Source organism: Brevibacillus sp. FSL K6-0770 (assembly GCF_038000275.1).
GTDB classification, from domain to species: domain Bacteria; phylum Bacillota; class Bacilli; order Brevibacillales; family Brevibacillaceae; genus Brevibacillus; species Brevibacillus parabrevis.
This window is the reverse complement of the sequence record NZ_JBBOBQ010000001.1, coordinates 3911425-3931344: the sequence shown is the minus strand read 5'-3', so window position 1 is coordinate 3931344 and position 19920 is coordinate 3911425. Positions and strand designations below refer to the sequence as shown.

General features: G+C 48.8%; 20 protein-coding genes. 13 read left to right on the top strand and 7 right to left on the bottom strand.

The features are described 5' to 3' along the window. Positions 1 to 197: 197 nt before the first annotated feature. The 3 genes from NST23_RS18530 to NST23_RS18520 form a co-directional block, all read right to left on the bottom strand. Positions 198 to 1070: a discoidin domain-containing protein gene (locus tag NST23_RS18530; protein ID WP_340964247.1), complete on the bottom strand. Its 873-nt coding sequence runs from the start codon at positions 1068 to 1070 to the stop codon at positions 198 to 200. 647 nt (positions 1071 to 1717) lie between these two features. Next, positions 1718 to 2842, bottom strand: a complete 1125-nt coding sequence (locus tag NST23_RS18525; RefSeq protein ID WP_173599833.1) for a hypothetical protein — start codon at positions 2840 to 2842, stop codon at positions 1718 to 1720. 397 nt (positions 2843 to 3239) lie between these two features. Then, positions 3240 to 3809, bottom strand: coding sequence for a DJ-1/PfpI family protein (locus NST23_RS18520; protein WP_340964246.1), 570 nt, complete (start codon positions 3807 to 3809; stop codon positions 3240 to 3242). Between the two features lie 604 nt (positions 3810 to 4413). On the opposite strand from NST23_RS18520, the gene NST23_RS18515 reads away from it, so the two are divergent. The 5 genes from NST23_RS18515 (at position 4414) to NST23_RS18495 (ending at position 7259) form a co-directional block, all read left to right on the top strand. After that, positions 4414 to 4758, top strand: coding sequence for a low molecular weight protein tyrosine phosphatase family protein (locus NST23_RS18515; RefSeq protein WP_340964243.1), 345 nt, complete (start codon positions 4414 to 4416; stop codon positions 4756 to 4758). A 152-nt stretch (positions 4759 to 4910) separates the two neighbouring features. Then, positions 4911 to 5045 carry a hypothetical protein gene (locus tag NST23_RS18510; protein WP_256436801.1) on the top strand — a complete coding sequence of 45 codons (135 nt, stop codon included), beginning with the start codon at positions 4911 to 4913 and terminating at the stop codon, positions 5043 to 5045. Positions 5046 to 5396: 351 nt separating this feature from the next. Next, positions 5397 to 5960 carry a hypothetical protein gene (locus NST23_RS18505; RefSeq protein WP_242775083.1) on the top strand — a complete coding sequence of 188 codons (564 nt, stop codon included), beginning with the start codon at positions 5397 to 5399 and terminating at the stop codon, positions 5958 to 5960. A gap of 415 nt (positions 5961 to 6375) precedes the next feature. Continuing rightward, on the top strand, positions 6376 to 6675 hold the full coding sequence (locus NST23_RS18500; protein ID WP_340964241.1) for a hypothetical protein: 300 nt from the start codon (positions 6376 to 6378) through the stop codon (positions 6673 to 6675). Positions 6676 to 6695: 20 nt separating this feature from the next. Continuing rightward, positions 6696 to 7259, top strand: a complete 564-nt coding sequence (locus tag NST23_RS18495; RefSeq protein ID WP_340964240.1) for a hypothetical protein — start codon at positions 6696 to 6698, stop codon at positions 7257 to 7259. A gap of 94 nt (positions 7260 to 7353) precedes the next feature. Here NST23_RS18495 and NST23_RS18490 read toward each other — a convergent pair whose 3' ends face one another. Continuing rightward, complete coding sequence (locus NST23_RS18490) at positions 7354 to 7530, bottom strand: hypothetical protein (RefSeq protein ID WP_173596951.1); 177 nt, start codon at positions 7528 to 7530, stop codon at positions 7354 to 7356. Positions 7531 to 7712: 182 nt separating this feature from the next. On the opposite strand from NST23_RS18490, the gene NST23_RS18485 reads away from it, so the two are divergent. Together NST23_RS18485 and NST23_RS18480 are read left to right on the top strand one after the other, a co-directional pair. Then, positions 7713 to 7958 carry a hypothetical protein gene (locus NST23_RS18485; protein ID WP_340964238.1) on the top strand — a complete coding sequence of 82 codons (246 nt, stop codon included), beginning with the start codon at positions 7713 to 7715 and terminating at the stop codon, positions 7956 to 7958. A gap of 136 nt (positions 7959 to 8094) precedes the next feature. Then, entirely contained in the window at positions 8095 to 8448 is a 354-nt protein-coding gene (locus tag NST23_RS18480) for a hypothetical protein (protein ID WP_340964235.1), read from the top strand. Positions 8449 to 8862: 414 nt separating this feature from the next. Here the strand turns inward: NST23_RS18480 and NST23_RS18475 are convergent, their stop codons facing one another. Together NST23_RS18475 and NST23_RS18470 are read right to left on the bottom strand one after the other, a co-directional pair. Beyond that, positions 8863 to 9249 (bottom strand): RidA family protein, encoded by a 387-nt coding sequence (locus NST23_RS18475; protein ID WP_173596955.1) that lies wholly within the window; start codon positions 9247 to 9249, stop codon positions 8863 to 8865. A 309-nt stretch (positions 9250 to 9558) separates the two neighbouring features. Then, a complete protein-coding gene (locus NST23_RS18470; RefSeq protein ID WP_340964232.1) occupies positions 9559 to 10455 on the bottom strand; it encodes a LysR family transcriptional regulator in 897 nt (298 codons plus the stop codon). A 122-nt stretch (positions 10456 to 10577) separates the two neighbouring features. Between NST23_RS18470 and hutG the strand changes: the two genes are divergently transcribed. From hutG to NST23_RS18450, 4 genes are all read left to right on the top strand, one after another. Continuing rightward, positions 10578 to 11564, top strand: coding sequence for a formimidoylglutamase (gene hutG, locus NST23_RS18465; protein WP_340964230.1), 987 nt, complete (start codon positions 10578 to 10580; stop codon positions 11562 to 11564). After that, positions 11548 to 12735 (top strand): sodium/glutamate symporter, encoded by a 1188-nt coding sequence (gene gltS, locus NST23_RS18460; protein WP_173596958.1) that lies wholly within the window; start codon positions 11548 to 11550, stop codon positions 12733 to 12735. The genes hutG and gltS overlap by 17 nt, the downstream gene beginning before the upstream one ends. A 594-nt stretch (positions 12736 to 13329) precedes the next feature. After that, the gene (locus NST23_RS18455; RefSeq protein ID WP_122964863.1) at positions 13330 to 13896 is read left to right on the top strand and encodes a TetR/AcrR family transcriptional regulator; all 567 of its coding nucleotides are present in this window, start codon (positions 13330 to 13332) and stop codon (positions 13894 to 13896) included. 73 nt (positions 13897 to 13969) lie between these two features. Continuing rightward, on the top strand, positions 13970 to 17146 hold the full coding sequence (locus NST23_RS18450) for a bifunctional cytochrome P450/NADPH--P450 reductase (protein WP_173597063.1): 3177 nt from the start codon (positions 13970 to 13972) through the stop codon (positions 17144 to 17146). A gap of 85 nt (positions 17147 to 17231) precedes the next feature. Here the strand turns inward: NST23_RS18450 and NST23_RS18445 are convergent, their stop codons facing one another. After that, positions 17232 to 18146 carry a DMT family transporter gene (locus NST23_RS18445; protein ID WP_122964864.1) on the bottom strand — a complete coding sequence of 305 codons (915 nt, stop codon included), beginning with the start codon at positions 18144 to 18146 and terminating at the stop codon, positions 17232 to 17234. A gap of 209 nt (positions 18147 to 18355) precedes the next feature. On the opposite strand from NST23_RS18445, the gene NST23_RS18440 reads away from it, so the two are divergent. Both NST23_RS18440 and NST23_RS18435 read left to right on the top strand, forming a co-directional pair. Beyond that, positions 18356 to 18859, top strand: coding sequence for an Lrp/AsnC family transcriptional regulator (locus NST23_RS18440; protein WP_340964227.1), 504 nt, complete (start codon positions 18356 to 18358; stop codon positions 18857 to 18859). 104 nt (positions 18860 to 18963) lie between these two features. Further along, positions 18964 to 19758: an HAD family hydrolase gene (locus NST23_RS18435; protein WP_173599840.1), complete on the top strand. Its 795-nt coding sequence runs from the start codon at positions 18964 to 18966 to the stop codon at positions 19756 to 19758. The last annotated feature ends 162 nt before the right edge of the window (positions 19759 to 19920 follow it).

Sequence of the window (19920 nt, the reverse complement as noted above, 5' to 3'; positions counted from 1 at the left end):
TGGTTAACATCCTACATCGTCTGCGGAATAATTCATGATCAGCCGCTAAAACTTTGTGCAATGTTGAGTGAATTGATCGAATCGATAGGAACTTCAACTGTTAAATGATGAGGAAATCTAGTGAATATCCATGAATCATATAATAGCTGTAAGGCGTAAGTACATAAACGGCGCCCTCATGGAGGGTGCCGTTTATGTTATTTGCTATATTCCATGACTTCAAAGGATTGGATTTTGTTGAAGGCTACGTAATCTTTTCGTGATGTAAACGGCCCCTTATTAAAGTTCTTTTCAAATATGTATGTTTCGTTGCCGCGTCCATCTGCACGATTATTATACCAATTAATGAAACTTTCTACTTCAGTTGAAGATAAATCAAATTCTTTTTCAAGACCACTAATCATTTTAATAACAAGTAATGCACGCTCTCCAGCTGGCGTAGGATCGGGAGTTGGATCAGGATCAGTGTTTATGAGTGTGTCTCCGATCATTTCCAATTCCATAATTCCTACAGAACTCCCAGTCGGATCATAATAACTATTTAAAACGTTGATACGATAGTATCTAAAGTATTTCTTATTATTCGTTTCTACTGTTACTAGAGTTCTATCATTTTCTAACTTCCCTTCGGTAACAAGGGACCATGTTGTATTATCATTTGACCCATATAATTTCCAGTCCTTGATAAGTGACTTTACGGAGTCATTGTGGAACAAAGGGGTTATAGTAATCTGATTAACCTTCTTTTTTTCAGTTGAACCGAAATCAACTTTTAAAAAATGGCCGCCTTCAGGCGGTGTTGTTGCATAAACGTACCAAAAATCTAAGTGATTAAAATCAACAGAATCATCAAATGCTTTCCATCCATAATCATTACGTCCACCAGACCCATAATGGGCGCTTTCACTAATGACGATGGGAGCAGGTTTATCGAAGTCAGTCATTGCTGGAACAAGATCTTTAGTAGGCTGTTGATCTTCTGCTAAAGCAATGTTTTGTCCCGAAAATAAGATAGAAAATGCCAGTACAAGACTTACTAAAATTGAGTTATACCCTTTTGCAAGACGCACAAGAACCCTCCTTATTTTTCAAAAAAAGATAATAGGAACCAATAAAAATATAGAGCACTGAGTTAGTTTTTGCAAAACAAAATATGGAAATTTTTTGAGCCTAAGGTAGAGAGTTTTTCTTAGTTAAGTCTAAGCAACATTGTTGCCGAGATGATTTTATGGACGGACGATTACAATCAAAGTCAGGGGCGGATCAGGCAACTGAATAGGGCCTTATTGCATCATCGTCACAAGATGAGAAATGCTGAGCGGATTCACTGATCTAGCAAGTAACCCACTTAGCAGTAATTAAGAGAAAAGAAGCCCCAAAGGGACTTCTAACGATGCCCTCATCTTCTAGCTACATGCTTTGCATTTGCTATACAAGCAGAAGAGGGGGGACACTAAATAAGTAGGTTTAATATTCTCGCTATTATTACGAGTGCTCCAATAGCAAACATCAAGAATCCAATGATTTTAAATAACCAATAATCATATTGGCTATGAGGATCGCTTGCTGATCCAATTATTCTAGAACGTAATTTTTGGACGTCCTTGGTTCTGAACGCAGTGAAAAAACCTATAGTGGAAAGGATTAAAAGTGCGATTAATATCCAAGGCGAGTCATTCAAGAAATATACACTCCTACTATTGATGATTTAATTTGATTAACCAAAAATAGATCGAATTACTCTTTCGACAATATTTCTATCGTTACTCTCCTTTTCTTCTCGGTCTCTTGATCTTTTTTCTCTAAATAGGTCCTTTACGTCCTCAACAATGTCTTTAACAGGCTCTACAATGTCCCTTTTAATATCGAGAATTTCTTTAGTTCCTCCGTAAGTAATACTGCCACCAATTGGTACTTTTCCTGCTACACCAACTTCGAGTCCCGTTGGAGAACTACCTGTAGAACTGTAAGGTTTAGTGAGCCCTCCTGAAATTGGTCCAAGTTGTATGCTTTCATTTATTGCAGTTCCTGAGATGAAATCTTCTGGTTTAATATCATCAGGTATGTAACCAGCTTTACCACTGAATCCGACGTCAAAGCCAATCCCGATATTTCCTCCTATGTATACCTTTCCGTTTTTGTCAATTGTGATTGCGGCACCACCACCACCGCCTGCAATTGCACTTCCACCAAATGAAATATAATCAATTTCTCCAACAGGACCTTCAAAAGTATTTGTTGAGACCTTTTTCTCTTGTTTTATGTATTCAGACTTAGAATTTGTTATAGAAGGCTGAGAAGGTTGATTGCTAAGTATTTTGATTAGATTCTTATTGGGGAGCGTAGTCTGTGCTTTCAGCTTAAGTATGGCATAGGGGTCATAGGTGTCTTTGTTAGATTTCGGTTTAGTATTGGTATAACCATGTAAATCTTTATCCTTATCTCTATGGTCTTTCACAACAACACCATGTGCTTCTTTATCTTTGTCAATACGTTCTTTTACAACAGGCTCTTGTTTTGAGGATTTATTATCGGTGGTTATTGAGCCTGAGTTCCCGCTATGAGTGCCTTCTGGAATGGATTTGGCGATTACTGTTGATTTCGGTTGGACAGTCGGATTTTTTTCATTTTGGGGAGTGGACAGGGCTGGTGTGACTTGACTGCTCTTATAAGCTTGTTGTGCTGCTGGACTAATTTGAACGGAGTCACTTTTTGGATTTGTGGTTGTTACGGCTACTTCTTTAGGCGGAGAGGCTGGTTTAGTTGGAACTGTAACTTTTGTAGTTTGCGAAGTGTTACTTTTGCTAGGTGTGTAATCACGAATAGATATATTTTTTGCCATAAATGCCTCACTCCTATATCATTATTCAGAATATATTAGGAGTATCGGAGAAAAAACCAAAATTGTTAATATTTAGTTATTGGTTGGTTTGAGATGCTTTAACTGATAAGCTAAGCAGAAGATATTATCCTTTTGCAAGGCAACTATGGTTTCCGTCAGATAAGACGGTTCTTCATTTCAAACAAACAAGGAAATCTGTTCGGCGATTTAACCAATCTATATATACCTGTGTTATTGGAACCAAAACTACTCGTTGGTGATGTTCCAAGATTGAAGGCTACAAAAACGACCCGCTGTGTTCTCAACCCCTAAACTACAATGAAAAGTAGAAGAGGTTGAGAGTGCTTCTATGATGAGTGGTTCCTTGACCGATTGCAGTATCGATAGCAACTTGCACCTACGACATCGACGGCTCTCTAAAGTATGCCAAAGGATTCTCATCATCCGGCTCTACACCGCCAAGCCTTCGCAACACTTCCTCCGCAAAATCAAGATAATTGGAACCTGTAGCTGTAATCACGTTCTTATCGATGACAAGCCGTTCATTTCGCTTGTTTTCCCAATTCATCACGTGCTCGTATTCCAGATCGCTCGGTTCAATAGAGGCAGTATAGGCAATTTCATTGAGAATGCCGGCTGCGCCGAGCAAGGAAGGCCCACCACAAATCGCTGCGATTAATTTGTTTTGTTCGTAAAATGACCGAATAACTTGTATCAATTTTTGGTCGTGCAGAAACGGATGGGGGGCGCCGCCCGGAATAACCAGGGCTGCAAATTCGTCAACATCGATATCTTGAACGGATCGGGCAGGAAGGTAACACAGCGTAGATAAGGCTGTAATAGCCTCTCCTTTCGGCTTGGTCGAAAAAGTAACAAGCGTGTAGTCGGTTCTCTTGAGTGCCGTGACTAATGTAATTACTTCAAATTCTGCGAATGAGTCGTAGAGGAACAGCAGCAGTTTTTTCAATCCAATCATCCTTTTGCGGTTTGTGGCGCTTCTTTTGTTCGTTGAATTGTGAATAGTATAACATTTGGGTGCGTCTACGACTTGCTTTTGCATGGAAGTGCTGAAAAAGAAAAGAAGCCCCAAAAGAACTGTTAACGATGGCCAAGCCTTCTTGCTGTGCGCTTCGCATCCCAAGCAAATAAGAGATACGTAATGATTAGCAAGAGCCCGATGCCTCCCAATCGAAGACTAATACCGTACACAAAATGAACATAGATCATTACTGGTATTTCAACAATGAGAATGGTAGCGAATAGCCATTTGAAAAAGGTAAGGATCATGGCATGCTCTCCCTGTTTGTTTTGTTGGCAAGTCTAGGGGATTTTACCATAAGAGTAGAGGCGTATCTCTTTATTCATTAGAAACAAGGTAACTTCGTCTTTTTTTGTTTCGTATGAAAATATCTCCATAAAAATATGAAAATGGTACTATTGTGGTGAGTTTGCTTTTTGGAGGGCGGGATGTCTTGCAGCAGGAGTATTGAGTCGAACGACACGGAATAACCGCTGAACAAATAGCCATTGCACACGAGATGGTGAGTGTCGAGGTTCAGAGCGAAAGGAAAATGGAGGCGGCGAGCATCAAAATCTTGTTCATTTGCAGCAGAAATAAATGGCGCAGCTTAACAGCAGAGAACATTTTTCACGGATACAATCACTATGATGTGAGATCTGCGGGAACAGAGGAAAATGCGCGGATCAAAGTCACTGCTGGTCATATTGGCTGGGCTGATTTGATTTTTGCCATGGAGAAAAAGCATGTTAGAAGGCTGACAGATAAGTTTGGAGCAAGGCTCGCAGGCAAGAAAGTCATTTGTCTCAGTATACCCGATGATTATGGATTCATGGATGAAGAACTGATCGAGATACTCAAGTCCAGAGTGTCCGAGTACATTGAAGTGCCAGACTAGAGGAAAGTTCTTTTTATAAAAAAGGATCGTGAAAAAAAAAGAAAGTGGTCATCCAAACGGAGCGATCGGCAATAAGACGCCAATTCGTTTAAGTGGTGATTTTGAGCGTAGCTGATCCGATTGCGAAGCGGCATCTGAAGGGGGTGTTTAAAATGAGAAAAATCAGTCTCGGGCTGATGTTGTGCCTTTTATTCGGCTCGGTTGGCAGTGCTTTTGCCCAGAGCGGAGAGCGACCAGTTGCTCCTAAAGCTCCGATCGTGACATATCAAAGCGGAGAGCGGCCATAACAGGAGAACTCTCGCCCACATGCTAATACGATCCTCTCATAGCGCCAGAAAAATCAAACACTTACCTCTGTCTACTTGGGGGGATTTTTTATGGGGCGGCTCAACTCTGGATTCGGGTAAGGATGGAGTCACCACAACCACAGCAGCCAGTAGTCTACACAAGGAGAATCCACAATCAGCGCCCGATGTGTTTCAAGCCGTTTTATCGTTGACTGTATGCCCGCAGCCAACTCAGTTTTCCCCAGAGTATATGTCAGGACTGAATTTCATTACCAAGAGGTTAATGGTACAATCAATGCAGATAGCGATAGAAGAAGACGCCGGAAAACGACGAGGAAACGGGGGAACAGCGTGTCTTTTGTATTATTTTTGCCAATTGGGTTTATCGCGGTGGTTGTTGCCATTGTCATGGCTTTTGTCGGGATGAGGAAGGACGCGCAGAAGCAAAAGAATGAAGCCAAACGAATTTTTAAGAGAATGAACATCATTGCGGCTGTAGGATTTGTTTCCATCGCGCTGGGGCTTTTTGCTCCGAGTGGACAGAATGAATCGACGGAAAAGGCAGTTCCGGCCAAGGGGGCGGAGGAGTCCGCGGTCCTTCCGGCTGAAAAATTGGCCGAGCTTGAAAAAGTGATGCTAAAGGACTATCACGAAAACTTCTCGATGACATCGTGGTACCAAAAAGAGCTGAAACTGGCGATCGCGAAGGGCGAGCAAGGTTTTTACAAGCTTGGCCTTTACACCGGATTGACGGAATCAGAAGAAAGCAAGAAAATCGCTGATCAGCTGACGCATCCGTTTTTGGGCATGGTCAATGAAAACGGAGCCGTGCTCCAGGGGCACGTGCAGACGATCGATGTTTTTGGAAAAGAAGATAAGCTGTTACTGAGCGTCAAAAATCCGATAGTGAATTAGCGAACGAGGCGGCTGCGATTGCGCCTCTTTTTTGTTGGCAGAGTGCGCCCCCAATCAGAGAAAAGCGCTTTTTCATGGACTGTAAGAACGTGTATCAAGCCAAAGAATGTTATCTTTTTGGGGAAAAGATGAGACGAATCAAAAGTATTGTTGCGAGTAGTGTTAAAAAAAGCTCGAAATGTTGGTCAATAAAGATGCCTTTGTATGAACAGACGATTTGAACCGTGAAGTAAAGCGATAACATCAACACCAGCGCCAAAAAGTAGCCCCACTGATTTCGCCAGTAGTACAAATAAATGCCCGCCTTTTGCTTGAAATTGAAAATCGAATTGATTTCGTTTATTGTAAATTATACCAATTTATGAGCGCTCAACAAACAAACTCCCCCAATTTTACAAACGGAAGTGAACATACGATGATCCCCTTGAAAGACTACCGGCACACGAAAGAAAGCCTGCTCCACTTGCTAAAGCAATCATGCACCCAAGCAAACTCGCACACCGCGGCGGAACTGGCGGAATGGTGCTGGCTTTTTTGGTCGCGCTGGAGAGCAGATGAGGATGACTTGTTTCAGCAGACAGACGAATTGACCATAGACATCGTCATGGAGATTGCGGAAAAGTGGGTAAGCCAAGAAGGAGCACACGCTGCCCACGATGTGCAGTTCTCCAAGAAACAACTCGCAAAGTGGCTGGAGCGATTGGGGGAACATTAACCAGAGCAGGGAGAGTGCAGATGATTCCCGATGATGTAAAAGAACGGTTGAAAAAGAAATACAATCTGGAGGAACCAACGCCATTCAACTCGGAGCAACGACTCCCACCTCCGAGAAATAGGACAGAATATCCGGCAACTACAGAGTTTCATATAGACCCATACAAAGGGGCGGGAGAGCTGTTGCTTGGCATGACTCCCGACGAAGTGCAGGCCGCGCTGAATTTTCAACCTCGTGCGGGGCGCAGGTTCCATTATGGTACGGATACATATGACAAAATGGATGATTACCGTTGTTGTTTTGTGTATTTTAAAAATGATACCAATAAATGTCATTTTATGGAGTTTTATTCGGAGCGGATTTCGGTCATGTTTCATGGAAAAAACCTCATGAATATTCCTTACGAGGAAGCAGAAACGTTTGTCAGGCAATATGATCCTGACATCCAAACGAACGGAGCGGGTTTTATTTCATTAGCGTTGGGCTTTGGTGTTTATGCCGAATTTGCCTTCGAGAACACAAGTCTTCCCGTTGAAACCGTGTGTGTATTTGAAAAAGGGTATTTTGCTAAGAACAAGGAATAAAGGTGATGCCGTCTTCAAGCCTAAAAAACGGCCAGCATGTCGAGGGGATGGATCAGAGGGCGTAACCGCGTAACAAGTTGATAAGACAAGATGCCTACTCGTAGTGCGGCGCCGAAGGATGCATATAGTCCAGCAACTCGGCCAGCCCCCACAAAAACAGGAGCATGACAACGAGACACAGCCATTTTCCCGGCAGCGACCTGACCTGTACGATTATACCCCAGGCAAGGAGAAAGATGACGACAAACACGGCAGAGAAAAAGTCATACATACCGAGCGCTCCTTTCGCCATGAAGTACGTGTTTGGATGAGATTGGTTACAGGCAGCGGCAGGTGAACAACCAGGCGAAGCGGGCAAGAGACGCGAGAGCAAGTTTAATCGGCAGCGAAAAGCTGTTTTTATGACAAAACAAGCATCCACATGAAAAGGCACTAATCTTCGCGGAGGCGCTTATGGCTTATACATACGATCAATTTATGCTTGATTTGTTCCAAGGCAGAGAAGTGGAATTTACGTATAAAGAAAAGCGCTACTCCATCACGAATACTCCAAAGGGCCGCTGTTTTTGCCAATATGGCGCGGAGGATGCCGCATGCTTTGCCAACCCGCAAGAACTCATTGCCAGGGTCAGGATTGAGGAAAAGTCGTTGGAAATGCTGTTTCGATCGAATGAATTTGTTTTGGAAGTTCTCTATTAAAGAAGCCGGATTGGTAAATACACCATTTCGCAGCCGTTTTTCAGTACATCCGTCAACAGCCTCCGGGATATCCGGGGGTTTTTTCAGGTATGCGGGACTTGGTTCATTTCATGAGGACAGAAAGAGCGAGTCGGCCATGGCAGAAATGGCAGGCGAGGGGAGCGGAGCAGAGAGTGGGCAAAGTGCGATTGGACAGGGGGAAAAAGCTGGGACAGGCCAGAAACAAATAGACCAAAGACAAACAGACAAAAGAAAAAACCAGGGAGCTGCTCCACTGGCATTAGAAGCGTTATGCACGCACAAAATCCGCAAGCCAAAAAGAATAAACAACAATCCCGAAGAACAAAGCGACAATGCCTTGCGTGCGATTCCCGTATTTCAAGTGAAACACACCCATCGCCAAAAAAGAGAAGAACAGCCCGGAAATCGCCCAAAGCGCTCGCGGCTCGTTGCGAAGCTTTGCTTCTCTGTACAGTCAGATGCTCATTAAGATACTGATAATGGGGGAAAACATAGCTTGCACCTCTTGAAAATGAAAGTATGTGGCACTCCGGCTGCATGTGTGCTGGTTGGGAAATTTGGCTTGTTTGCATTAGAAAGTGGATGGTGGATGCGGCTATAAAAGGAAGCCAGCCCGTGCAAGGTAGATGCGCCTGCACAAGGGAGCCAGCGAGTGCAAGGTGTGGATGCACCTGCAAAAGGAAGCCAGCCCGAGCAAGGTGCGGATGCACCTGCACAAGCGAACCACCTCGTAAAAAAAGCCCGAGACATCATCATGCCGGGCACATCCTGGAAAGACAAGACCACTTTTTTATGCGAACCATTCCACAATGACTGAAAGCGAGACGACAACCATGTACACGGATTCCTGGATTTTTTTAAGCACCTTGGCACCTCCTCATGCTTATCGCGCTGCCCACGCTTCCACTTCTACTTTCAATGCTGGCTGGGCCAGGGCAGAGACGTAGGCCACTGTGGTCGAAGGCGGATTGCCGCCGTGAAATTCGTTCCAGATTGCCTGGAAGCTGGTGCGCTCCAGTTTCTCGGTCATCCAGATGTTGATTTTGACAATTCCGTCCAGCGAGACTCCCTCGCTTTGCAGGATGAGGGCCACATTTTGTAAAGCGTGACGCAATTGTTGTTCGACTTCATCGGGGAGGTTGCCAGACGGGTCCATGCCAACCTGTCCGCTCAGCACGAGCAGCTCGGCATCTCTTGGCAAGATCGTCAAATGCGTGTAGGAGCCTACAGGTGGTGCAACCGTTTCGGGGTTTTTTCGAATAATCGTCAAAATGTTCCCTCCTTTTTGTCTGTTCCATTATACCACAAACTGGGAAACGGATGAGAACGGCCCGCTTGCGGCTGGGAATGGGAAGTTCCCGTAACGCAAGCGAGTGAGGACCGTTAGTTACGTGCATCGGCAAGGAAATAGGAAGGAAACAGCAAAGAAATAGCAAGGAAATGAAGAAGAAAATTAGCAAGAGCATTCTTACAACCAAAGCGTGGCGAATCAATCATTCGAGCAGGCGGATGAAAAAGCTGACCAGATTGAACGCACCCGCAGCAAAAGTCAAACGTTCCCTGCCTTTCCTGACAAAAACTACTCTCGTCTCCCACAACCAAACTCCTCTTGTATCCCTGCCAAAAATGCCCGAACCGCCGGAGTCAAGTAACGATTTTTTAAGTAAGCTAAAAAAACGGTTCTTTGCAAAAATGATGAATCAATTTTCTTCCGCACAATGGACGGGTCGCTTACGCCAGCCAAATAGTTTTCGGGAATGATCGTGATCCCCAGATTTTCCCGGATGAGCGACAGCGCGGTTTCGAAGCGTTCGATCTCGAATTTGATGCGCGGCTCCACATCTTCCATGGCAAAAGCCGACAAGATGTTTTCCCGAGTCTGGAAGCCTTCTGTGCTGATGATAAAAGGTTCAGCCACCACTTCTTTCAGCGAGACGGACTCTTGCTGCGCTAACGGATGGCTCCTGTGCAGGACAAGCACCAAATTCTCGATGTAGAGCGGAATTGTTTCGAGATCGTCTTCCTGGATAGACTGGTTCGTAATGAGCAGATGGGTGTGGTATTTGCGCAAGGAATCTTTGACAGCCTGTCCGCTCAGCACTTCGATCAGCTTGATATTCATGGACGGGAAGTGTTCCTGATAGTTGCGAATGACTTTGGGCACCCAATGCTTGGCCGACTCGATGATGCCGATGATGAGCTGGCCGCTCCCGGTTTCCTTGACTTCCTCCATTTCCTTTTTCAGCGTGGCCATCTGGGAGAGAAGCAGGATCGCCTTTCGGTACAAAATGTTTCCAGCGTCCGTCAGCTCGATTTTCCGCGTGTTTCTTTCCAGCAGGGGCGAGCCCACCTCTTGTTCCAGATTTTTGATCGCGTTGCTTAGCGAAGGCTGGGAAATGTGCAGCTTTTGTGCGGCTTTGGAGTAGCTCAACAGATCGGAAACCGTGACGAAGTAATGCAATTGCTTGATGTCCACCTGAGTCGCTCCTTTAGATTTATAGCTTCAAGCTATTAATTTATTAAAATTATATATTAGTCATAATAAGTTCGCCATTATATAATCAATAAACAAAATCTACTTCAGAAGGTTCAGAAAGGATGAACATCTTGAGAGAGCATGTTTCAGCGACGATATGGACCGGGCGGACAGACCATCCTACGCAAAGAAGCCATTTTCGCTACCATCAAGTGGTGGAACAGATCGAACTAACGCACTTGCAGGCAACGCCAGGCAGGGCTTGCGCGATTGTCGGCTTTGAATGCGATGAAGGCGTACGCCGCAACCAAGGGCGAGTCGGGGCGGCAAAAGCGCCAAACGCGATTCGGCAAGCGCTTGCAAGCCTGCCGTGGAGGCAAAGCGAAAGCAGCCGTCTTCTGGATGTGGGAAATGTCGCTTGCCCGCATGAACGACTGGAAGAGGCGCAGCAGGAATTGGGGCAAGCGGTAGCGGCGATACTGGCAAAATCAGCAACACCGATCATTTTGGGCGGAGGACATGAGACTTTGTACGGACATTATGCAGGTGTCCGTAGCCATATTGGAACAGAAGCATCGCTTGGCATCATCAATATCGACGCTCATTTTGACTTGCGGGCCTACGATAGGCAGCCTTCATCCGGGACGATGTTTCGGCAAATTTTGGAGCAAGACCCGAACAGCGACTACTTTGTGCTCGGAATCCAGCGGTTTGGCAATACGCAGGAACTGTTCGACAAAGCGGACGAGCTGGGCGTTCGCTATATTTTGGAAGAAGAGATGACGGAAGCGGGGATGGCGGACATCGTGTCCCAGCTTAACGCTTTTATGGAAGAACGCGATGCGATCATGCTCACACTGTGCACGGATGTGCTGAGTGCAGCAAGCGCTCCCGGAGTGAGTGCCCCATCGCCTTTTGGCTTGACGCCTTTGATCGTCCGCAGTCTAATTCGTACCGTTGCCGCTCATAAGAAAACGCTTTCTTTCGATATTTGTGAAGTGAATCCGCTGTTGGATGAAAACGGGAAAACGGTGAAGCTAGGTGCTTATTTGACGAACGAGGCCATCGCGGGATTTTTAGGAGGAGACAACAATGACACTCGCACTTAATCAGGTCAGTACCATTTTTCTGTCTGTCGCTTTGCTCGTTTTGGGAAGCTTTCTGGTGAAAAAAGCAAGCTTGCTGCAACGATTTTGCATTCCGGCGCCCGTGGTCGGCGGGCTGTTGTTTGCGATTGTCGCTACAGTGTTGAAAGCGAGCGGGGCAGTGGAGATTTCCCTGGACACGTCTTTGCAAAGCTTGTTCATGCTCACGTTTTTCACTACGGTGGGACTGGGAGCGAGTTTCAAGCTGATCAAGCTGGGCGGGAAGCTGCTCGTCATTTACTGGATTGCCTGTGGCTTTTTGGCTTTGGCGCAAAATGTGATCGGTGTTTCGCTGGCCTCGCTGTTCGGTATTCACCCGCTCATCGGCATGATGGCTGGCGCCGTTTCCATGGAAGGCGGTCACGGTGCTGCGACGGCTTTTGGTCAAACGGTGGAAGATTTGGGGATTCCATCTGCACTCGCGATCGGGATTGCTGCCGCTACGTTCGGTCTTGTAGCCGGGGGATTGGTCGGCGGGCCGACCGTGAAGTATTTGATTGCGAAGCACAATCTGAAGCCGACGGAAGTGGAGGACACAGCGAAAAACGTGGAAGAGGCGGCGCAGCCTATCGCCACGAACGCTTTTTTCACGCAAGTATTGCTGATCACGTTTTGTATGGCGGTGGGCACATACTTGGGCGGACTGTTTTCCACGGCGACGGGATTTGTTTTGCCTGGTTATGTGGGAGCGATGTTCGTTGCTGTCATCGTTCGCAATGTCGTTGACAAATTCAAACCGGATGCGATTGATATGAAAAGCATCAACCTGATCAGCGATGTGACACTCGGAATCTTTTTGTCCATGGCGCTGATGAGCATCAAGCTGTGGGAAGTAGCTGCCCTGGCGCTTCCGATGCTGGTGATCGTGTTCGTGCAAGTGGTCTTCATCGTCTTGTTCGGCATCTTCGTTTTGTTCCGTTTGCTCGGCAAAAACTACGATGCGGCTGTGATGGTGGCGGGCTTTACGGGTCATGGCCTCGGTGCCACGCCGAATGCGATGGCGAATATGGCGGCAGTGACAGAGCGCTTCGGCCCATCGCGAAAAGCTTATCTGGTCGTGCCGATTGTCGGGGCCTTCCTGATCGACGTGTTTGCGATGCCGATTATTATTACGACGATAAACTTGTTGAAGTAAGACGTAAAAATCCCTGTCCATGGTGTGATCCGCGGACAGGGATTTTTACGTGGGGCTTGCTTATTGCAGCAGCATCAACCGTTTGCGCTTGTGAAAGCGGGAAATACCCGTTGGTAGCGCATGCTTTGCTCGCCGACGACGTAGTAAAAGAGGTTGACGGCTCGGCATGCGTAATTGTAGCACTGAGCTCGGGCGCTCAGGTACAGCTGCTTTTCCTCTCCCCCCTCCACTTTGTTCAAAAGCCTCACCTCAGCGATTGTGCCGAACGTAGATGAGTTTCCGACCGGGCGAATGTGCACGTTTATTTTGATGGCTTGATTGCAGGAAAAACATTTTGGAGCATCCGTGAATTTCACGAACAATCCCCCCTCGATTCGTTTTGAAACAGTATACAATTCATCCTTTTTTTCTCAAATAGTTCCAAAGAAGCAGTTCGGTTTGCAAGCCAGCCGATTCTTGAACAATCCGTGACCAATGCGGTTCTTGTGTTGAAAGAAATTGGAAGTTGATATACATTTGTATCGAATGATAGATAAAACTATCAAAAACAAGCATGAATGTGCGACCATGAGCATGAGAAAGTAGGGCTGCCGAGTGAACCATCCCCGATCTGCCATAAAAGAAGCGCGGCTTCGCGCCATTTTGGATGCCGCTACCGAGTTGTTGATTCAAAAGCCGACAGCGTCGCTGAACGAAATCGCCGAATATGCGGGGATTGGCATCGCTACGCTGCATCGGTACATCGAGAGCAGGGAGCAGCTGATGCTTCAGTTGGGGCTGCGTGCCCTTCAAGTTGTGGGGGAGAGCATGCGACAAATCCCGCTCGATGAGGAAAAGCTGGAGGACTACATCCCGGCGCTGATCGAGGCGCTGATTCCGCTTGGCGACAAAATTTACTTCCTGACGCACGACGCGACGCTTTATTACAGCGAGGAAATTATCGCGGCCGAGCACAAGCTCAAAGAGCCGGTTTGCTACGCGATCCGCCTGTTGCAGGAAAAAGGGATCGTGCGCCAGGATATGAGCGTGGATTGGGTCTGGAATGCGCTGTACATGCTTGTTTTCATTGCGTGGCAGCAGGTGCAGGATGGGCGTCTCGCCAAAAGGCCGGCAGCGCAACTGGTCACGGATACATTGTTTCACGGGGTAAGCGCCAGGTAACGAAGTCATCGCCGTCCGGCAGGAAGCAAGGCCATTTCATTGCGAGAGGATGTTGCATGTGAGCGAAGCAGTCATGATTCCGCAACCGAAAACGTACGGTCCACTTGGCAATTTGCCGTCTATCGACCAAAGTCAACCGATTTTGTCCATGGGCGATCTGGCGAAGGAATACGGCCCGATCTACCGTCTTACGCTTCCCGGTTTCACTACTTTGATCGTCACAGGGCACAAGCTGGTGGCAGAAGTATGTGACATTACCCGCTTTGACAAGGAAGTCAGCGGAGTGCTGGAAAATGTGCGCGTATTTGCAGGGGATGGCTTGTTTACGAGCCGGACAACCGAGCCGAACTGGCGAAAGGCACACAACATTTTGCTGCCGACGTTCAGCCAGCAAGCGATGAAGGGCTACCACGACATGATGGTCGATATCGCTTCGCAACTGGTGCAAAAGTGGGCGCGACTCAATCCAAACGAGACGATTGACGTGGCCGACGACATGACCCGGCTCACCCTCGACACGATCGGGATATGCGGCTTTAACTACCGCTTCAACAGTTTTTACAAAGAAAAGCACAGCCCGTTTATCGAGAGCATGGTGCGCGCGCTGAACGAAGCGATGCACAAAAGCTCGCGGCTCGCGATCCAGAATATGTTGATGGTGAAGACGCGCCAGCAGTTCCAGGAAGATATCCAGACGATGTTTTCCTTGGTCGACAAAATCATCGAGGAAAGAAAGCGGAACGGAGATCGCGGTGAAGCCGATTTGCTGGCACGCATGCTCCATGGCAAAGATCCGGAGACAGGCGAAGGGCTGGACGACGAGAATATTCGTTACCAGATCATTACGTTTTTGATCGCCGGACACGAGACGACGAGCGGACTGCTTTCCTTTGCGCTGTACTACTTGCTGAAAAACGAGAGCGTGCTGCAAAAGGCATACGAGGAAGTGGATCGGGTGATGACGACGCCGATCCCGCAATACGAGCAAGTGCAAAAGCTCAAATACATCCGGCTGGTGCTGAACGAAGCTTTGCGCCTGTGGCCGACCGCGCCCGGATTCGATTTGTTCGCCAGGGAAGATACGGTAATCGGCGGGATGTATCCGGTCAAAAAAGGTGAGACGGTCAGCGTCATTTTGCCGCAGCTTCATCGGGACAAGGATGCGTGGGGCGAGGATGCGGAAGAGTTTCGTCCCGAGCGGTTCAGCGATCCGGCAAAAGTGCCGCATCATGCCTACAAGCCGTTTGGAAACGGCGAGCGTGCGTGCATCGGCATGCAGTTTGCGCTGTATGAGGCGACGCTCGTGCTCGGGATGATTTTGCAAAATTTCCGGTTGGTCGACTACGCCAACTACCAGTTGAAAGTAGCGCAGACGCTCACGATCAAGCCGGATGGCTTTACGATTCGCGTCCGGCAGCGCACAGACAGAAGCGCAGTGAGCGTACCTGCCGACAAGCACCGCGAGCAGGCAAAAGGAAACGCACAAGCTCCCGTGAAGCCGCAAGCAGCGAAAACGCCAGTAGGTGCCACGGCCATTCCGCTGCTCGTCCTGTACGGATCGAATCTCGGAACGGCCGAAGGCAAAGCGCGTGAGCTGGCGGATGCGGCGCGCCAGTACGGTTTTGCCAGTGAAGTAGGCGTTCTCAACGACTGGGCGGGAAAGCTGCCGACAAAAGGAGCTGTTCTGATCGTAACCGCGTCCTACAACGGCAGACCTCCGCGAAATGCGGCCGGCTTCGTCAAATGGCTGGAGCAGGTGCAGCCGGGGGAGCTTGCGGGCGTGCAGTTCGCTGTGCTCGGATGCGGGGATCGGAACTGGTCGAATACGTATCAAAGTGTCCCTGTGTTCATTGACGAGCAGCTCGCGAAAAAGGGCGGCACGCGACTGTCCGGGCGCGGGGAAGCCGATGCGGGCGGAGATTTTGAAAAACAGGTGGACGACTGGCGCGAGACGATGTGGAACGACTTGACGGACGCTTTTGGCCTGCATCGGGAAGAGCAGGCAGAAGGCGAGCAGACGGAGCTGCAAGTCCAGTTTGTGGCAGGACATCCAACCGTTCCGCTGGCGGAAGCGTATGATTGCGTCCAGGCGACTGTGCTGGCGAACCGCGAACTGCAACAGCCAGGCAGCGGTCGCAGCACGCGGCACATCGAGCTTGCCTTGCCAGCGGGAGTCATCTATCAGGAGGGCGACCACATCGGCATCTTGCCGAACAATCGTCCGGAGATCGTCGAGCGGATTTTGCGCCGATTCCGTTTGCAGGGCACGGAGCAGTTGATTTTGCGCGTTCACGGGCGAAGCGCCGTCCATCTCCCTTTGGATCGTCCCGTCAGCTTGCGCGATCTGCTGTCGACGAGCGTCGAGGTGCAGGAAGCAGCTACCCGCGCCCAGTTGCGAGCGCTGGCCGCCTGCACGGTTTGCCCTCCGCACAAGCGGGAGCTGGAAACGCTGCTGGACGAGACGGTCTACGCCGAGCAAGTGTTGAAAAAACGGCTCACGATGCTCGAATTGCTCGAAAAGTACGAGGCTTGCGAATTGCCTTTTGCCAAGTTCCTGGATTTGCTGCCGCCGCTAAGGCCCAGATATTACTCGATCTCCAGCTCTCCGATGCACTGGGAAGATCAGGCCAGCTTGACAGTGGCAGTAGTGAACGGGCCAGCTTGGAGCGGCCAGGGGCAATACCACGGAGTAGCTTCTACCTTTTTGGCAGAGCGCAGCGCCGGAGAAAAAATATGGATGTTCGTCCGTACTCCCGAGTCGGGCTTCCAGCTGCCAGAAAATCCGCTGCTGCCGATCGTCATGGTCGGGCCGGGAACCGGGATCGCACCGTTCCGCGGGTTTTTGCAAGCGAGAGCTGCTTTGAAAGAACAAGGAGTGCCGCTTGGCGAAGCCCACCTTTATTTTGGCTGCCGAAACGAACTGGACTTTTTGTACCGCGAGGAGCTGGAGCAATACCAAAGAGACGGCATCGTCACCTTGCATACGGCTTTTTCCCGCTCTTCCGGCATGGTCAAAACGTACGTCCAGCACCTGCTCGAACAAGATGACGTGTACTTGGTCGACTTGCTCGATAACAGAGGGCGCTTATATGTGTGCGGGGATGGTACGCATATGGCGCCGGATGTGGAAGCGACTGTGTTGCGGATTTACCAGCGCGTCCGTGGCGCGGACCCGGCGGAGGCGCAAGCGTGGCTTGAGCAGCTGCAAGCGGAAGGCCGATACGCCAAAGATGTCTGGTCGCGGACGTAAACGAGTCGTTGCGGCCAGGAGCTTTGGGGGAAGGCAAAAGCATAAAAACCGACCTGCCGTTAAAACTGGGTCGGTTTTTTCGTGTTTACGTTTGCCGGGCGGTCAACTGGCTGGTCGCCACTGCTTTTGCTTTCGTTTTGCCATATGAAAACAGAAAGCATCCCGCAATCACGATGCTGCTGCCCACTCCTTGAATCCACGTCATCTGCTCGCCGAGAAACAGGAACGCCAAGATTGAAGTGAAGATCGGGTTGAAATTGAGGAAAAGGCCGGAAGTAGTCGCGCCCAGCTTTTGCACTCCGATGTTCCACAGCACCATGCACACGACCGTGGAGATGACCCCGGTATACAGAAGCGAGCCGACAAACGAGCCATTCCAATCAGATACGGCGAAGTCAGCCAGGTTAAAAGGCAGGAGGATCACCAGGCCGAAAACAGCCGAGTAAAGAATCGACATCATCGGAGTCGTCTTCGTCATGGCCCATTTGCTGCAAATCGAGTACACGCCCCAGACGCCAACAGCGGCCAGCATCCACAAATCACCCGAGTTGAACCGCAGGGAGAGCAAGTAGTCGGCATTGCCTTTGGACAAGACGAGCAGCACGCCTGCGAGCAAGAAAACCATGCAGCCGATTTGGAACATGTTGATTCGTTCCTTCAGAAAGAGAAAAGAAAACAGCGCAATCGAGATCATGTTTAACGTCGAAATCAGTCCGACATTCGTCGCAGTTGTCCTCTCCAGCGCAAGAAATTGAAACAGATTGAAGAGGACGACACCTGTAACGCCCATCAGTACGAGCGGCAGCACGGCTGCTTTTGGCGGCAAAAGCTTTTTTTCTTTCCACCAGACCATTGGCAACAGACACACGATCGCAATCAGCCAGCGCAGGCTGGTCAACGTAAGCGGGGAAGCGTGCCCGACGAGCGATTTTCCCAGGACGAAGTTTCCGCCCCACAACAGGCTGGTGAGCAATAGCAACAGTACATAACGATTTGGCATAGCAAATAGCCCCTTTTTCATGAACGGTGTCGTTAGGAATCAGCTTGTTAATGAACATAACATTTTTGTTGAACATTCAAAATAAGATTCTGTATAATAAGGAAAATTCGAAATAAAACTCACGTAAAGTATCTGTACAGGAAATTTCATTCGTTACAGACAAGGAATCTTTGGCGTTTTTGGAAGAATGAAAAGAGGGTGGTAACCGCATGGAAGCATTTGTAAGCAGGGTGCTGGATCAGGTCGACATTCACATCCTGGATGTGCTGCAAAAAGATGCGACGATCAGCAATGCCGAACTGGCGCGGAGAGTGAGTTTGTCGCCTCCCGCGACGCATACCCGGGTGAAGCGTCTGGAAGCGGAAGGCTATATCAATCGGCAAGTGGCGATTTTGGATCAGGAGAAGCTCGGCTTCGACCTTTTGTGCTTCGTGTTTATCAGCACGAACATTCACCAGGAAAAGGAGCTGGAGACGCTGGAGAGCGCCCTGCGTTCCATGCCGGAGGTGCTGGAATGCCACTGTTTAACCGGGGAGTACGATTACTTGCTCAAGGTCGCCATCAAGGATCGCAAAGGGTTGGACAGCTTCATCCGCAAGCTCAACCGACTGGGCATTTCCCGGTTGCAGACGAACCTGTCGCTGCGAGAGATCAAATCTTCGACCGTCTTGCCGATTGCGGCGGAGGAGCAGGAACAGCCTGACAGCTTGTAGGAAGCTTCGGCTGATTTTTCGCAGAAGTCTGTTGATAAAACAGCCGATTTCCGTAATCATAGAGGGAGAGACAGATGACGAGCAGGAGAAGGGGACCGAGAGAAATGGCAATCAAAGCGGTTTTATTTGATCTGGACGATACGTTACTGTGGGATGAGCGCAGTGTAAAAGAGGCGTTTCAGGCGACTTGCGCGGAAGCTGCCAAGCATTACGAGCTGGACGGGGAACGTCTGGAAGCGGCCGTGCGCCAGGAAGCACGGGCGATGTACGAAGCGTTTGAAGCATTTCCTTTTACGAAAATGATTGGCATTAACCCGTTCGAAGGGCTGTGGGCGCAATTTGCAGAAGGCAAGCAGCAGGAATTTCGCCAGCTGCAATCGTTCGTTCCGACGTATCGGAAGGAAGCCTGGACGCGCGGCTTGCGTGCGCTTGGCATAGAAGACGAGGCGCTTGGACACAAGCTGGGAGAACTGTTCGTCGCTGAGCGGAGAAGCCGCCCGATCGTCTATGAAGAAACGTTCGAAGTGCTGGACCAGTTGAAAGCGAAGTACAAGCTGTTGCTGCTCACAAACGGTTCGCCTGACTTGCAAAAGGAAAAGCTGGCTGGCGTGCCAAACCTCGCCGCTTATTTCGACCATATCGTCATCTCCGGCGATTTCGGACGAGGAAAGCCCGCGGCGGAAATTTTTGAACATGCGATGAGTCTGCTGGGCATTACAGCGGAAGAGGGCGTCATGATCGGCGACAAGCTGACGACGGATATTCAAGGCTCGAATGCAGTCGGTATGCGCAACATGTGGATCAATCGGCACGGCGCGACTTTGGCGGGGGATATCACCCCTGTGCACGAAATCGTGAGCTTGCGCGAGATTCAGACGATTCTCGATACAGTGGAGTAACACGGTTCCATTCACGTGGAAAAGACAAGCCCGCCAAGCGATTTGGCGGGTTTTTTGCCGTGAAGAAGCTGATTTTTTCAAAGCGTCCGAAAGTGTGATGTTTATCACCACGCCCAAGTCGCAGCCGCCGTATGATCAAGAGGAAGATCAGCCAACACAGAG

What these genes read in the sequence shown, in the direction of transcription:
- NST23_RS18435 (WP_173599840.1), top strand. Translation starts at nt 18,964, where the DNA reads ATGGCAATCAAAGCGGTTTTATTTGATCTGGACGATACGTTACTGTGG.
- gltS (WP_173596958.1), top strand. Translation starts at nt 11,548, where the DNA reads ATGACACTCGCACTTAATCAGGTCAGTACCATTTTTCTGTCTGTCGCT.
- NST23_RS18490 (WP_173596951.1), bottom strand. Translation starts at nt 7,530, where the DNA reads ATGTATGACTTTTTCTCTGCCGTGTTTGTCGTCATCTTTCTCCTTGCC.
- NST23_RS18485 (WP_340964238.1), top strand. Translation starts at nt 7,713, where the DNA reads ATGGCTTATACATACGATCAATTTATGCTTGATTTGTTCCAAGGCAGA.
- hutG (WP_340964230.1), top strand. Translation starts at nt 10,578, where the DNA reads ATGAACATCTTGAGAGAGCATGTTTCAGCGACGATATGGACCGGGCGG.
- NST23_RS18480 (WP_340964235.1), top strand. Translation starts at nt 8,095, where the DNA reads ATGGCAGAAATGGCAGGCGAGGGGAGCGGAGCAGAGAGTGGGCAAAGT.
- NST23_RS18445 (WP_122964864.1), bottom strand. Translation starts at nt 18,146, where the DNA reads ATGCCAAATCGTTATGTACTGTTGCTATTGCTCACCAGCCTGTTGTGG.
- NST23_RS18525 (WP_173599833.1), bottom strand. Translation starts at nt 2,842, where the DNA reads ATGGCAAAAAATATATCTATTCGTGATTACACACCTAGCAAAAGTAAC.
- NST23_RS18495 (WP_340964240.1), top strand. Translation starts at nt 6,696, where the DNA reads ATGATTCCCGATGATGTAAAAGAACGGTTGAAAAAGAAATACAATCTG.
- NST23_RS18515 (WP_340964243.1), top strand. Translation starts at nt 4,414, where the DNA reads ATGGAGGCGGCGAGCATCAAAATCTTGTTCATTTGCAGCAGAAATAAA.
- NST23_RS18450 (WP_173597063.1), top strand. Translation starts at nt 13,970, where the DNA reads ATGATTCCGCAACCGAAAACGTACGGTCCACTTGGCAATTTGCCGTCT.
- NST23_RS18440 (WP_340964227.1), top strand. Translation starts at nt 18,356, where the DNA reads ATGGAAGCATTTGTAAGCAGGGTGCTGGATCAGGTCGACATTCACATC.
- NST23_RS18500 (WP_340964241.1), top strand. Translation starts at nt 6,376, where the DNA reads ATGATCCCCTTGAAAGACTACCGGCACACGAAAGAAAGCCTGCTCCAC.
- NST23_RS18510 (WP_256436801.1), top strand. Translation starts at nt 4,911, where the DNA reads ATGAGAAAAATCAGTCTCGGGCTGATGTTGTGCCTTTTATTCGGCTCG.